Origin of the sequence: Corallococcus sp. EGB, assembly GCF_019968905.1 — a bacterium.
Lineage (GTDB): Bacteria > Myxococcota > Myxococcia > Myxococcales > Myxococcaceae > Corallococcus.
Genome location: NZ_CP079946.1, coordinates 8670528 through 8684180, shown reverse-complemented (window position 1 = coordinate 8684180; position 13653 = coordinate 8670528). Strand labels below are relative to the sequence as shown.

At 71.3% G+C, this 13653-nt stretch carries 14 protein-coding genes; 6 read left to right on the top strand and 8 right to left on the bottom strand.

Annotation, left to right across the window (positions count from 1 at the left end; genetic code table 11):
- Positions 1-56 precede the first annotated feature (56 nt).
- From KYK13_RS35415 to KYK13_RS35405, 3 genes are all read right to left on the bottom strand, one after another.
- Positions 57-284, bottom strand: a complete 228-nt coding sequence (locus KYK13_RS35415) for a hypothetical protein (RefSeq protein WP_223638981.1) — start codon at positions 282-284, stop codon at positions 57-59.
- A 362-nt stretch (positions 285-646) separates the two neighbouring features.
- Positions 647-1633, bottom strand: coding sequence for an SDR family NAD(P)-dependent oxidoreductase (locus KYK13_RS35410; RefSeq protein ID WP_223638978.1), 987 nt, complete (start codon positions 1631-1633; stop codon positions 647-649).
- Between the two features lie 299 nt (positions 1634-1932).
- Positions 1933-2553 carry a TetR/AcrR family transcriptional regulator gene (locus KYK13_RS35405; protein ID WP_223638975.1) on the bottom strand — a complete coding sequence of 207 codons (621 nt, stop codon included), beginning with the start codon at positions 2551-2553 and terminating at the stop codon, positions 1933-1935.
- Between the two features lie 78 nt (positions 2554-2631).
- On the opposite strand from KYK13_RS35405, the gene KYK13_RS35400 reads away from it, so the two are divergent.
- The gene (locus KYK13_RS35400; protein ID WP_223638973.1) at positions 2632-3525 is read left to right on the top strand and encodes an NmrA/HSCARG family protein; all 894 of its coding nucleotides are present in this window, start codon (positions 2632-2634) and stop codon (positions 3523-3525) included.
- Here the strand turns inward: KYK13_RS35400 and KYK13_RS35395 are convergent.
- Positions 3461-3868 (bottom strand): helix-turn-helix domain-containing protein, encoded by a 408-nt coding sequence (locus tag KYK13_RS35395; RefSeq protein WP_223638970.1) that lies wholly within the window; start codon positions 3866-3868, stop codon positions 3461-3463. The two genes, KYK13_RS35400 and KYK13_RS35395, sit on opposite strands and share 65 nt — an antisense overlap.
- 99 nt (positions 3869-3967) lie before the next feature.
- Here KYK13_RS35395 and KYK13_RS35390 point away from each other — a divergent pair, with 99 nt between their 5' ends.
- Both KYK13_RS35390 and KYK13_RS35385 read left to right on the top strand, forming a co-directional pair.
- Complete coding sequence (locus tag KYK13_RS35390; RefSeq protein WP_223638969.1) at positions 3968-4369, top strand: Dabb family protein; 402 nt, start codon at positions 3968-3970, stop codon at positions 4367-4369.
- An 83-nt stretch (positions 4370-4452) separates the two neighbouring features.
- Positions 4453-4866, top strand: a complete 414-nt coding sequence (locus KYK13_RS35385; protein ID WP_223638968.1) for a DUF6194 family protein — start codon at positions 4453-4455, stop codon at positions 4864-4866.
- Between the two features lies 1 nt (position 4867).
- Here the strand turns inward: KYK13_RS35385 and KYK13_RS35380 are convergent, their stop codons facing one another.
- The 3 genes from KYK13_RS35380 to KYK13_RS35370 are packed head-to-tail and all read right to left on the bottom strand — an operon-like array spanning position 4868 to position 9333.
- Positions 4868-6064 (bottom strand): lipocalin-like domain-containing protein, encoded by a 1197-nt coding sequence (locus tag KYK13_RS35380; RefSeq protein WP_223638967.1) that lies wholly within the window; start codon positions 6062-6064, stop codon positions 4868-4870.
- Between the two features lie 3 nt (positions 6065-6067).
- Positions 6068-8608 (bottom strand): ABC transporter permease, encoded by a 2541-nt coding sequence (locus tag KYK13_RS35375; RefSeq protein ID WP_223638966.1) that lies wholly within the window; start codon positions 8606-8608, stop codon positions 6068-6070.
- A complete protein-coding gene (locus KYK13_RS35370; RefSeq protein ID WP_223638965.1) occupies positions 8605-9333 on the bottom strand; it encodes an ABC transporter ATP-binding protein in 729 nt (242 codons plus the stop codon). The genes KYK13_RS35375 and KYK13_RS35370 overlap by 4 nt, the downstream gene beginning before the upstream one ends.
- Before the next feature lie 224 nt (positions 9334-9557).
- Here KYK13_RS35370 and KYK13_RS35365 point away from each other — a divergent pair, with 224 nt between their 5' ends.
- Complete coding sequence (locus tag KYK13_RS35365) at positions 9558-11675, top strand: ATP-binding protein (protein ID WP_223638964.1); 2118 nt, start codon at positions 9558-9560, stop codon at positions 11673-11675.
- Here the strand turns inward: KYK13_RS35365 and KYK13_RS35360 are convergent.
- The gene (locus KYK13_RS35360) at positions 11629-12450 is read right to left on the bottom strand and encodes a carboxylesterase (protein ID WP_223646921.1); all 822 of its coding nucleotides are present in this window, start codon (positions 12448-12450) and stop codon (positions 11629-11631) included. The genes KYK13_RS35365 and KYK13_RS35360 overlap by 47 nt on opposite strands.
- 70 nt (positions 12451-12520) lie before the next feature.
- Between KYK13_RS35360 and KYK13_RS35355 the strand changes: the two genes are divergently transcribed.
- Both KYK13_RS35355 and KYK13_RS35350 read left to right on the top strand, forming a co-directional pair.
- Positions 12521-12814, top strand: a complete 294-nt coding sequence (locus KYK13_RS35355; RefSeq protein ID WP_223638963.1) for a DUF3467 domain-containing protein — start codon at positions 12521-12523, stop codon at positions 12812-12814.
- Positions 12815-12873: 59 nt separating this feature from the next.
- Positions 12874-13626 carry a hypothetical protein gene (locus KYK13_RS35350; protein WP_370645461.1) on the top strand — a complete coding sequence of 251 codons (753 nt, stop codon included), beginning with the start codon at positions 12874-12876 and terminating at the stop codon, positions 13624-13626.
- The last annotated feature ends 27 nt before the right edge of the window (positions 13627-13653 follow it).

Sequence of the window (13653 nt, the reverse complement as noted above, 5' to 3'; positions counted from 1 at the left end):
CTTGCCGGGGGAAGTCCACGGTACTTCCCGGCGTCACCGTGCACGGCGACCCGCTTTCAGTACCCCGTGGCTCGCGAGCGGTTGTTGAGGAGGCGGCGCAGGCCGTAGGCGCCCAGGCCCGCGAGAATCATCCGGCCCAGCGAGCTGCCCGCCCCGGAGGACCTGCGTCCCCGGTAACCGTAGCCGATGGGATGGCGGCCGTAGGCGGTGCGGCCGCGGTTCCAGTCGCGGCTCCCGAAGCCGCGCCGTCGTGGCGCGCCCAACAGGTTGGAGAGCAATGCCATGGTGTCACTCCGTGGTGAGGGGTCCTGGCCCGTGCGCCGTGAAGGACGCGCGTGCATTGAAAGGTGGGCCTCACGCCGTGTGACGACACCCCGTGTCGAGCACGGCCCCCGGAGCGTCGAGTCCCGGGCCGGAGGGCAGGCGGGCGGTTTGCGAACGCGACGGCTACGGGAATGGGGTGGAGCCGGATGCACGGCATTGGACCCAGGGGGCACTGGCCGCCTGCCCCTCGAACGAAAGCGTCGGACAGGGGAGGCGTGGCCCACCCGGTTCCCTGCCCTGGAGGGCGTCTCCAGATTTCGCTCCAGTCGGGTGAAACGCATGGGGGTTCGTCATCCCTGTGGGACGGACCCCCATGTTCTCCTCAGGCGCGAGGGATGTGTCCCTGCTCACGAAGGAAGGCCACGGTGCGGGCCACGCCGTCCGCGAGCGGGGTGGGGCGGAAGGCCAGCTCCCGCTGGGCCCGCGCCGCGTTGACGCGCGCCTCCCAGCGCATGAAGGACAGCTGTCCGGGCGCGACGAGCGGCGTGAAGGGGAACACGCGCGCGAGCGGCGCGGACACGCGGGCCATGGCTTCGATGAGGAAGACGGGCGCGACCGGGGGCGGCTTGCCGGCAACCCCGGCGGCCAGGTGGATGGCGAGCGCGAGGTCCGCGTTGCTGACGAACTGGTCGGACACGAGGTAGCGCTCGCCGTTGACGCCATCCTTCGCGGCGGCGAGGTGCACGTCGGTGCAGCCGTCCACGTAGACCACGGACATGCCGCCCGGCGGCAGCAGCGGGGCCTTCTTGTTGAGCAGCTGGATGAAGAAGGAGTTGAGTCCCACGTGCACGGGGCTGGGGCCGTAGACGGCGGCCGGGTTGACGTAGACGACGTCCAGGCCCTGCTGGCGGATGGCCTCCACGGCGCGCTCGGCGTCCTGCTTGGAGCGCTCGTAGGCGGTGGGCTTGGGGTGCGGATCGACGTTGGCTTCGGTCAGCTCACCGCCCCGGGGCGCGGCGAAGACATCCATGGTGGACGTGTAGACCACGCGGCGCACTCGCGCGGCGTGCGCGGCGGACAGGACGTTCACGCTGCCCTGGCGGTTCACGCGGTCGAAGATGGAGTCATCCCGGTGCCACTGCTCCGGCATGCCCGCGGCGTGGAACACGAGCTCCACGTCATGCATCGCGGCGGGCAGGGTGCCCGGGGCCGTGACGTCGCCCTGGATGAGGTGCACGTTGGACGGGAGCAGCTTCGAGGCACGGGCCACGTCCCGCACGAGCGCGCGGACAGCGGCACCCTGCTTCACGAGCCGATGGGCAATGGCGTTGCCGATGAGGCCGGTGGCCCCGGTGACGAGGACGTTCATGAGGCCCGCAATCTAAGCCCCCGGACCTCCAGGCTGTACACCACCCCTCTGACGCGGACTTTCAAAAACCGGCCCGACAGTCGGACAGGTTCTCCGTGGCTCGCGTGGCAGGGCCGCCCCCTGCTGGGTCGCCCCATCTTGTCCGACAGTCGGACAGGTTCTCTCAGCCCCCTGCCGACGGGGAGGCCCTACGGCGTTCTTGCCTTCTCATCCATGACGACACGTTCATGCCCGAAGGGCTGGCCGGGCCTCCGTGCATCGTGGATGGCCGAGCCTTCGTGGCCATGAGGACCGCCGCGTCAGCGCCGCCGCGAGCCGCGCGCGCCGAGGGGCTCGGGGCGGGAGCGCAGCCCGTCGAAGAACATGGCGGTCAGCCGGGGAAGACGCTTGGGGTCCGGGGCGTCCTGCGCGGCGGCGAGGGAGATGGCCATCGCCATGCACACCACGTCATCCAGGAGGATGTCGCGTCGCACCTCGCCCGCGCGCTGGGCGGCCTCCAGCAGGCGCTGCCCTTCGGCCGTCGTCGCGTCACAGCCCGCGGTGTGGCTCTTGAGGACGATGCCCAGTGACGCCGCGAGCCCTTTGTACATGCCCGCGGAGTGCACGAGCTCCGACAGGAAGACGCGCAGCGCTTCGAGCGGGGGCTGGGCCTCCGAACGTTCGCGGCTCTCCCTCGCGAGCAGCAGGAGCCGTTCGTCGCACGTCGCGGCGAGGAGCGCCTCCCGCGACTCGAAGTGACGGTAGAGCGTGCCGATGCCGACCTCCGCCCGCTTCGCCACGTCATTGAGCGACGCGTCCGCGCCGCGCTCGGAGAACACCGCATGCGCCGCCATGAGCAGCCGCTCCCGGTTGCGCCGCGCGTCCGCGCGCAGGGCTCCGCCCGTCGCGTCCTCCACCGGTTGATTCTTTGAGTGCTTCATCGCCACTTGAAAAACGGAGGATAGCTCCGTATTCAACCGGAGCAACCCTCCGTTTGGCAAGGGAAAGGCAGGATCCCGATGGCGACGAAGCGTGAAACCGTGTTGGTGCTGGGTGCGACAGGCGTGCAGGGAGGCGCGACGGCGCGGGCGTTGCTGAAGGACGGCTGGCGGGTCCGCGCGCTCGTGAGGGAGCCGGCGGGCACGAAGGCCCGGGCGTTGGAAGCGATGGGGGTGGAGTTGGTGCGTGGAGACATGGGGGATCGCGCGTCGCTCGACCACGCGGTCGCGGGGGCCTATGGCGTCTTCAGCATCCAGCCCAGTTCGGGGCAGCAGGTGTACGGCGTCACGGATGAAGACGAGGCCCGCTTCGGAATGTCCATCGCGGACGCGGCGAAGGCCGCGGGCGTGGAGCACTTCGTCTACACGTCGGTGCTGGGGCTGCGTCCCGGGACGGGCGTGGGCCACTTCGAGAGCAAGTGGCGCATCGAGGAGCACATCCGTGCGAGCGGCCTGCGCGCGACCATCGTGAGGCCCGCGACGTTCATGGAGTTGCTGCTGATGCCGAACTTCACCCCGTCACGAGGGGCGCTGCAGTTCTTCGCCCATCCGGACCAGCCCATGCAGTTCATCGCGGGGGAGGACATCGGCGTGCTCGCGGCGCGCGTATTCGCGGATCCACGCACGCATGTGGGGACCGCGCTGGAACTGGCGGGGGATTCGCTGACCGGCAACGCGCTCGCGGAGAAGATTGGCCGGGCCACCGGGACATCCATCTCCTACGGGCGCTTCCCGCCAGAGGTGCTCGCGGCGCTCCCGTTCCTGGGCCGGATCGTGGAGTTGGTGGATGCCGGATGGGTGACCGGGGTCGCGGACATCGCGGCGCTGCGGCGGCTTGCGCCGGGCCTGCTCACGTTCGATGCGTGGCTGGAGCGCGGGGGCGCCGAGGCGTTCCGGGAGCGCTTCGCGGCATAGCGTCCTGCATGCGCTGGAGCTTCATCCCCACCTGCACGATGGTTTCGATGACCGGGAGGAGTTCCCGGCCCAGCAGGGTCAGCGAGTATTCGACCGACGGCGGTGAACTGGCGACGGCGTGACGCGTGAGCACGCCGTTCGCCTCCAGGGCGCGCAGCTTCGCGCTGAGCACCTTGGCGGAGATGCGAGGGATGTCGGAGCGCAGCTCGCTGAAGCGGCGAGGGTCTCCGCTCAGGCGCCAGACGATGTTCGCGGTCCACGCACCGCCAAGAAGACGCATGCATTCCGTGAGCGGGCAGAGCGGCGGAAGTGGCGGCGTCTTGTTCTTGCGGCGGCGGAGCATGCGCACCTCTCCGAATGGGTTACCAACGGGAAACCCCATTGTGGTGGTTACCGGAGGTTACCGCCTGTCCCGACGCGGCCGCGTCGTTATCCTCCGTGCATGTTCATCAACCTGCTGCGCTTTCGCTTCAAGGACAGCGTGTCCGAGGCGGAGAGGGCTCAAGCCCTGGAAGCCATCACCCGGACGGCGAAGTCGGAGGCCGTGTCGTTCTCTGTCGTCGGGAGGGACCTGGGGAACCCGGCTGACGGTTTCACCCACGCGTACTGCGTGGGCCTCGCGGACCTGTCCGCCCTGCGCCGTTACTTCGATGAACCCCTGCACCGCGCGGGGGACCTGCTCTTCCTGCCGCGCGTGGGAAGGCTCTGGCGCATGGCGCTGACCGACGATGCCGACCCCGCGCTGGGCGAGAAGATCCAGGCGATGCACGCGGAGAAGATGGCGGGGGACCCCGAGTGGGCCGCGCTGCTCGCCGCCATCCCCGACCTCCAGCTTCAGGGCTGACCAGGGGCATCCGCACACGCCCTGTCCCTGACTGCTTCGTCGCGTGCTAAGTCCCGCACGGTTCGACCTCAGGGGAGGGCGTCATGACAGGAGCCATCAGCCTGGAAGCGCTGGCGGCGTACATCCGGGACGCGTTCAGGGACGTGCACATGGATACCAGCACGCCGGACCTCTTCTTCTTCGCGGGGGAAGAGCGGAAGTTCCCCTTCGCGACCATCGTCACACACGACACCGAGCACGACTACCACTCGGAGCTGGACCGCGACGGCGTGTTCCGGCTGAACCTGGGCGTGAGCAAGGAGAGCTTCCAGAAGCTGTTCCCGGAGCCCGACCCGAACGTGGACTACGCGGACCTGGATGTGGTCCTGCCGCATCCGGTCTACGCGCGCATGTTCTGGCTGTGCGTGCTCAATCCCAGCCACGAGACGCTCCACGTGCTGCGCCCCTACCTGAAGGAGGCCCACGCCATCCAGCTACAGCGGGGCGCCCGGGGTTGAATCACGGCGTGCGGCTGCGCACCGTCTGCTCGTTCCGGGGCACGTCCGCGTACCCGGTCATCTCCAGGTAGCCGCGCCCCTGCACGGGCTGGCCCTCGCGCGTGCCATCCACCGTCACCGCGCCCTCCCAGTAGCGCACCAGCACCGGCAGCTCCTGGTCCGGCAGCTTCGGCGTCACGTTCAGAGACAGGGACACCTTGGGGACCTGGACGCGCCAGCCCGCCGGGTACTCGCCGCCGCGAGGGCTCTTCCAGGCGCCCTTCGGCTCCAACTGCATGTCGTCCGCGGTCAGGTGCACGGCGTCGCCCTTCGCGGGGACATACGTGCCCGCGCTGAACGCGTCCTTCGTCCCGTCCTTCTTGCGCAGCTGGTAGAGCATCAACTCGCTGCCGTCGGAGAGCTGGAGCGCGAACCAGTCCCAGCCCACCTGATCTCCGCTCAGCGCGCTGGTGCTCCATTCGCGGTCCATCCAGCTTTCACCCTGGACCTGCACCGTCTGCCCATCCACCGACACCGTGCCCCGCGAGGGCATGCGCGACAGCGAGTAGTAATAGGACGCGTTGCCCCGCTCCGGTCCCTTCTGGCTCAAGCCCCTGTCTCCCTCGAGCACCGGCGGCTTGCCCTCGTGCAGCGTCAACTCCAGCGTCACCCCGTCGCCCTGCGCGCGCAGGTGCATGGGCCACGTGTCGCTGCCTTCGCTGCGCACGTCCCAGTCCTGAAGCCAGACATGGAACGGCGTTCCCTCCGCGCCCGCCAGTCCCTGCGCCGCGCGGCTGAAGCGCTCCGTGACGTGGAAGCGACCGGCGCTCACGTCCGTCAGCGTGAAGTGCCCCATGAAGACCTGTCGCGTGGCCCAACCGGACTCCCGCTTCGACTGCTCCGGTGTCAGCGCGCTGCGGAACAGCGTGAACTGGTAGCCGAAGGCGCGCCCGTCCTGCGTCTCCAGGTTGCCCGTCCAGTACCACCACTCGGTGCGGAAGTCGGGGTGGGGGCCGTGGTCCTCCGGGAACTGGAAGGGCCGGGGCTCCATCGCGCGCGCGTAGCCCTCCGCGCCGCCGTCGCCGCCCATCGCGGACGCGACCGTCATTCCGCCAGCGTTCGCGGGCCCGCTGTTCTCCGTGTCCCGCAGCACCACGCCCACCGCCACGCCCAACGCGGCGAGCACCAACACCACCCCGATGACGAGTCCCCGCCCCATGTCTCACTCCTCCCGCAGCGCCATGGCCGGGTTCGCGCGCGCCATGCGCCACGCCGGGTACAGCCCCGCGAGCGCCGCTGCCACCAAGGCCAGCACCACCGCCTGGCCCACCACGCCGGGCGACACCACCAGCTGCAACGTCCACCCGAACGAACGTTGGTTGATGACGTGCACCAGCACGTAGGCCAGCGCCAATCCCAACGGCACGGAGAACAACCCCGCGAGCAATCCCAACAGCCCCGTCTGCAACGACACCATGCCCCACAGTTGTCCCGGCGTGAGCCCCGTCGCGCGCAGCACCGCGAACTCTCGAGCCCGCTCCAGTTGCAGGGACATCAGTGCGCTCAGCACGCCGACGAACGCGACGCCAATGGCCAGCAAGCGCAGCACCTGCGTGATGGTGAAGGTGCGGTCGAAGACCTCCATCGATGCCTGCCGCAGCGCCCGGTTCGCGCGCACGTTCAACGCCTGCTCACCGCCCGCGCGGTCGCGCACGTGGGCCACCAGTTCGTCCACGTCCTGCCCGGGCGCGGCGAAGAGGGACAGGCCAGACACACCCCGGTCCTCGTACCAGTGCTCATACGTGGCGCGCGGCATCAGCACCGTCCCCACATCCGAGCCATAGTCGAAGTACACGCCCGCCACGCGGAAGTCGTGCGGCCCCTTGTCCGTGGCGACCCGCAGCGTGTCGCCCACGTGCACGTTCCGGTGGAACGCGAACGGCTCCGACACGATGAGCGCATCCGTTGACGCGTCCAACTGCCGCCACACGTCCTCCGCGCGCCCTTCCTTGAAGCGGTACGTCCGCTCGTGGCCCTTCGCGAAGTCCACCGCGAGCAGGTCCGTGTCCACGTCGTTGATGCGCACGTGGATGACCCGGATGGAGCCGCTCGCCTCGACGCCGGGCGTGGACCGCAGCTTCTCCGCGAGCCCCGGCACCAGCGACGAGTCCCCGCGCCGCGCCACCAGTGACGGCGGCGACACGAACACGTCCGCTTGCAGCGCGGACTCCAGCCACGCCGCCACCGTGCCCCGGAAGCTGGACACCATCAGGCCCACGCCCACCGTCGTCGCCACCGCGACCATCAGCGCCGCCAGCGCCACCGCCGTGCGCGACAGGCTCGCAGTCACCCCGCGCGCCGCCATGCGTCCCAACGGACCGAACATCGCGCCCAGGGGCCGCGCCGCCGCCACGGTCAGCTTCTCCGTCACCCAGGGCACCAGCAGCGCGCTGCCCAGCAGCACGCCGAAGAGGCCCGTGTACGCTGGCAGCAGCGCCTGCGTGGGCCACGCGAGCACCGCCGCCGCGACGGCCAGGAGGACCAACCCCAGCACCGCCAGCCGGGGCGCCCGGCCGCGCGACACGTCCTCCACCGTCGACCGCCGCAGCGCTGTCACCGGCGCCGCCCGAGCCGCCTCCCACGCGGGCACCAGCGCCGCCAGCACCGTCGCGCCCAGCCCCAGGCTCAAGCCCTTGAACAACGTGAACGGCTCCAACGACAGACGCCGCACGTTCACCACGAAGTACAGGTCATTGATGGTGCGGGTGATGAGGCCCACCAGTCCGCTGGCCATCAGGATGCCCAGGAGCAGCCCCGCCGCGGTGCCCACGATGCCCAACAGCAGCGCTTCACCCAGCACCACCGCGAACAGCTCCCCGCGCGTCACGCCCACCGCGCGCAGCCGGCCCAGCATCCCGCGCCGCTGCACCACGGAGAACGTCATCGTGTTGTAGATGAGGAACATCCCCACCACGAGCGCCAGCAGCGACAGCGCGGTGAGGTTGGTGCGGAACGCCCGCGTCATCTGCTCCACCGTGCCCGCGCGCCCGGAGGTCTGGAGCAGCTCCGCGCCCGGCGGCAGGGTGGCTCGCAGCAGTGCGGCCTGCGCCTCTCCGCCCTTCAAGCGCAGGTCCACGCGCGTCAGCCGGCCCTCCATGCCCAGCACTTCCTGCGCGGTGGAGATGTCCGCGATGAGCAGCGACTCCAGCGCGCGCTCCGTCGTCTCCTGCGCGGGCGTCAGCAGGGCGGACACGCGCAGCTCCCGGCGAAGCCCCGTCACCGTCACCGGCAGCGTGTCCCCCGCCTTCACGCCCAGGCTCCGCGCCGTCTTCGCGCCCATCACCACCGTGCCGGGCCGCGTGAGCAGTGTTCCAACGTCTCCCACCGCGCCGCCCGTGGAGAAGTCCCGGAAGGGCGCCTCCGCGAACGGATCCAACCCCAGCAGCGTGAGCGTGCGGTGGTTGCCGCCCTCCACCTGCACGAAGCCCTGCACCACGGGCGCCGCGTCCGGCGCGTCCGGCCGCAGCTTCAGCGCCGTGTAGACACCCTCCGGCAGTCCGGACGTGCCTCCGGTGATCTGATGCGTGGCGCGGCCCGCGACGACGTCCGTGGACTGCTCGAAGGCGCGCAGCGCGCTGCCGCTCGCCAGGTCGATGGACACCACCACCGCCACGCCCATGGCGATGCCCAACAGCGACAGCGCCGTGAGCCACGGGTGCCCGCCCAGGTGCCGCAGGCTGGAGCGTGCGAGCAGCGCCCTCATGGCGTCCTCCGGCCGCGCGCGCCGCCGGGCTTCTCCACCAGCCGCCCGTTCTCCATCATCAGCACGCGGTCCGCGCGCTCCGCCATCGCGGGCTCGTGCGTGACGATGAGCGCGCACGCGTTGCCCTGCCGGGTGAGCCCCTCCAGCAGGTCCAGCACCTGACCGCCCGTCTCCTCGTCCAGGTTGCCCGTGGGCTCGTCCGCCAGCAGCAGCGGCGGGGAGTGGGCCAGGGCTCGCGCCACCGCCACGCGCTGCTGCTCACCGCCGGACAGCCGGTCCGGGAAGCTGTTCGCGCGACCACCCAACCCCACGCGCTCCAAGAGCTCCCGTGCCCGCGCGCCGGCCTCCGCGCTCGAACGGCCGAGCAGCTCCAGCGGCAGCCGCACGTTCTCCTCCACCGTCAGCGTGGGCAGCAGGTTGAACGCCTGGAAGATGAAGCCGATGCGCTCGCGGCGCAGCAGGGTGCGGTCGCGCTCGGGGAGGCGCCCCAGGTCGCGGCCCTCCACCCGGATTTCGCCGTGCGTCGCCTGGTCGATGCCGCTGATGAGGTTGAGCAGCGTGGACTTGCCGGAGCCGCTGCGGCCCAGGAGCACCACGAACTCGCCCCGGTGCAGGGCGAGCGACGTGCCGGAGAGCACCTCGCGCACGGAATCGCCTTCCGCGTAGGACTTGGTGACGGCGCGCAGCTCGACGAGGGGAGCCGAATCAGGAGGAGAGGAGGGCATGCCTGTCATCCGACATAACGGATGTCCGGCGGCCGTGAGCGTCTACCTGACCCGGAGGGACGGATGCCCGCTACTGGACGCCAGCAGCGCCAGGGAGCGCTCAGCCCATGACACCTGGCAGGTTGTCCGAGTTGCTTTTCGTGCGTGCCGGCACGTCCCGGTGTTTGATGGCTGCCTCTTCTCGCCGGAAGCCTTGCCTTCCGCCGGGGTAGGGGGGGCCACACATGAATGAAGCCCAGGCCGGGTGGGTCGCGGCGTCCGGCGGTGCGCCTCCGCGACTGCATGAGCTGCTTCAGCAGCTTCCGGCCTTCTTCGGCCTCTACCGCGGCCCCGGCCACCTCATCGAGTTCAGCACCTCCACGCGCCTGACGCTGCTCGACACGCGAGGCCAGGTGGGCGTCCCGCTGCGCGAGGCCTGCCCCCAGCTGGCGGGCCCCGGCTGGCACGACGCCTGGGACCGCGTCTTTGCCACCGGCGAAGCGCTGCACCTGCGCGAGGCCTCCGCCCGCGTGCGTCCAACCGACGAGGAGCTCTTCTTCAACATCTCCCTCCTGCCGCGGCGCGACACGCAGGGACAGGTGGAGGGCGTGCTCGCCTTCGCGGTGGACGTGACGGAGCTCGTGTGCACCCGCCGCGCCGCGTGGACCACCGCCGCCTGGCGCACCGAGCGCCTCCAGGCGATGACCGCCGCGCTCTCCGAGGCGCTCACCCCCGCGCAGGTCGTGGAGGTGGCCGCGCGCGAAGGCGCCCTCGCCATGGGGGCCCTCACCGGCCTGGTGGTGGTGCCCACGGGCTCGGCCCAGGACGTCTTCGAGCGCGTCGCCGCGCACGGCTTCTCGCCCGGCGAGCTGGAGGATTGGCAGCGCTTCGAGGTCTCCGCGACCTGTCCCCTCACGGACGTGACGCGCACCCGCGAGCCCCGCGCGCTGAGCACATGGACGGAGTGCATGGCCCGCTACCCGCGCCTGGCCCAGTTATCCCGTGAGCGGACCCTGGAGGCGTGGGCCGCCGTGCCGCTGGTGAGCGGGGGGCGCGTGTTCGGCGCGCTGGGCCTGGGCTTCGGCGACGCGCGCGACTTCGACGCCGCGGAGCACGCCTTCCTGCTGACGGTGGGCCGCTTATGCGCGCAGGCGCTGGACCGGGCCCGGCTCTATGACGAAGAGCGCGCGGCCCGCGGCGTCGCGGAGGCCGCCAGCCGCGCCAAGGACGCGTTCCTCGCCACGGTGTCCCATGAGCTGCGCACGCCGCTCACGTCCATCCTCGGCTGGTCGCAGATGCTGCGGCAGGGCCTGCTGGGCGAGGACAAGCGCCAGCGCGCGGTGGAGGCCATCGAGCGCAACGCCCGCGCCCAAAGACAGCTCATCGAGGACCTGCTCGACATCAGCCGCATCGCCAGCGGACGTCTGCGATTGGAGCCCGTGCCGCTGCAGCTGGGCCACGTGGTGGAGGCGGCGCTGGACGCCGTCAAGCCCACGGCGCTCGCGCGCGAGCTGACGCTCCACGTCTCCGTGGACGCGGACGGCGTGCCGCTGTTCGGCGACCCGGACCGGTTGCAGCAGGTGGTGTGGAACCTGCTCTCCAACGCCATCAAGTTCACCCCGCCCGGCGGCCACGTGACGGTGACCGCGCGCACGCGCGACGACGGCGCGGAGCTGGTGGTGCGCGACAACGGCGAGGGCATCCCGGCCGACTTCCTGCCGTTCCTCTTCCAGCGCTTCCAGCAGGCGGACACCGGCGTGAGCCGCCAGCACGGCGGCCTGGGCCTGGGCCTGTCCATCGTGCGGCACCTGGTGGAGCTGCACGGCGGCACCGTGACGGCCGCCAGCGACGGACAAGGCAAGGGCGCCACCTTCACCGTCGTGCTGCCGCGCATGCGCGGCAGCACGACCCCGGGCTCCTCACGCGAGCCGCGCCCCGTGGAGGGCCTCACGCTGCCGCGCTTCCCGGAGCTGGAGGGCCAGCGCGTGCTGGTGGTGGATGGCCAGCCGGACGCGCGCGAGTGGATGTCCGTGCTGCTCACCCGCGTGGGCGCGCACGTGCTCACCGCCACCAACGTCACCGACGCCATGGACGAGGTGCGCCGCTCCCCGCCCACGGTGCTGGTGACGGACGTGACGCTGGCCGGCGAGGACGGCTATTCGCTCCTGTACCGGCTGCGCGCGCTGCCCTGGGAGGCTGGAGGCGGCGTGCCCGCGCTCGCCGTCACCGCCGCCGCGCGCCGCGAGGACCGTGACCGGGCCCTGCGCGCGGGCTTCAGCGCCTTCGTCACCAAGCCGCTCGACGCGGTGGAGCTGCTCACGGCGGTGGCGCGCCTGGCGCCGGCCCTCCCGGCCAGCCCCTGAGGTCCTCCTCTTCGCGCCACGGCTGGAGGAAGTCCCCCACCTCGCGGGCGAGCCTCGCTCCGCACACGTCGCGCGGGATGATGTGGAAGCCCTCCGGATAGGCCACGAGCCGCACCTCCCGGGCCGCCGTCATCCGGCGCGCGAGCCAGCGTCCTCCCTCCGGATCCACCACGTGGTCCTGCTCCGCGGTGGCCACCAGCACCGGGCAGCGCACGCGGGGCGCGTCCACCACGGCCAGGTCCTGCAGCGCGCACAGGTCGCGCAGCCGGGCCACCGGGAACGCGGGCAGCACCGGCGCCTGCGCCAGCGCCTCCGGGTCGGAGATGTCCGTGCCGCCCTTGTCCACCCACGGCGTCGTCCACTCGAGCAGCGGCGTGCGGCACAGCTGGCGCACCAGCGCCATGCGCGCGCCCCGGAAGCGCACCGCGGGCGCCACCAGCGCCAGCGCGTGCACGGCCTCCGGCTGGTGCGCGGCCAGCCGCAGCGCCAGGAGCGCGCCCATGGACAGTCCGGCGACGAACACGCGCCTGTACCCGGAGAGCGACGCCAGCGCCTCGTCCGCGCAGGCCTGCCAGTCGTGGAAGTCCACGTCCAGCATCGCCTCCGGCGTGGTGCCGTGGCCCGGGAGCCTCGGCGCCACCACGCGCATGCCCCGCGCCGCCAGGGCCTCGCCCAGCGGGCGCACCTCCCACGGGCTTCCGGTGAAGCCATGCAGGAGCAGGCAGGCGTCCTTCCCCCGCCCCAGGGCGAAGGGCGCGGTGGACTCCCCGTCGATGTCCCGCCAGCGCGTGCTCACGGGGAGGACACTGGCCACGGCGGGCCCCAGGCGCTATGCCGCCTGACTCATGGCCGACACTCCGACGAAGCCCCCCGAAGTGCAGCTCCAGGTGCAGATGACCGAAGAGGTGGCCAATGGCCAGTACAGCAACCTGGCCCTGGTGAACCACACGGACACGGAGTTCGTGCTGGACTTCCTCTACGTGCAGCCGCAGCAGCCCCTGGCCCGCGTGCGCTCGCGCATCATCACCAGCCCGCGCCACCTGAAGCGCTTCCTGAAGATGCTCCAGGACAACCTCCAGCACTACGAGGCGCGCTTCGGCACCATCCCCCTGGGCGAGGACGAAGGCCCCCGGCACTGAAGAAGGCGGGGTCAGCCGGGACTTTCCCTCGCGGCCATTCCCGGCGCACACTGCGCGGCATCGTGTTCCGAGCCCTCGTGTTCGCCGCTGCCCTGCTGTCCGCCGCCCACGCCTCCGCCCAGTGCACCGGGGACGGAGTGCAGCTGTACCCCGCGCCCGGCGGCATCGTCCCCACCAACATGCGCCTGCTGCTGGAAGGCGTGGGCACCGCGAAGTCGCCGGTGCTGGGGCTGGTGGGCAAGCCACTGAAGCTCGTCTCCACCGACCACGAGGTGAAGCTCAAGGTCACCAAGGGCTGGGAGAGCTCCCTGGGCCGCGCCACCATCATCCTCAAGCTGGCGGAGCCGATGCAGCCCGGCAAGCGCTACTTCCTGAACCTGCAGGAGGTGCTCCCCAACGTCGCCCTCCTCAATGGCCAGGTGGGCGCGCAGCCCTCGTGGATGAGCGGCAAGGGGCCGGACACCAACTCCCCCAAGTGGGTGAAGCGCCCCGCCGTGTCGGAGGGCTTCGTGCGCCGCTCGCCCCAGGGCATCGCGCGCTTCGTGAAGCTCAACCTGGCCCTGCGCGAGGAGAGCCCCGCGTTCCTGGTGGTGAAGCTGTCGCCGCGGCGGCTGGGCCTGTCCCCGCAGCAGTACATGCTGCCCGTGCAGGGCACCACGGCTTATCTGGGCCATGAGGCCTGCGGGGGAGCGTTCGCGCTGGAGGACGGGCGCAGCTACCGCGCGCGCATCGAGGCCTTCGACGCGGCAGGCAACCTGGCGCCGTCCACGCCACCCGTGGACTTCGAGGCCCCGTCCGCCCAGGGCCCCTAGTAGTGTGTCCGCCCGTTCAACCCGAGA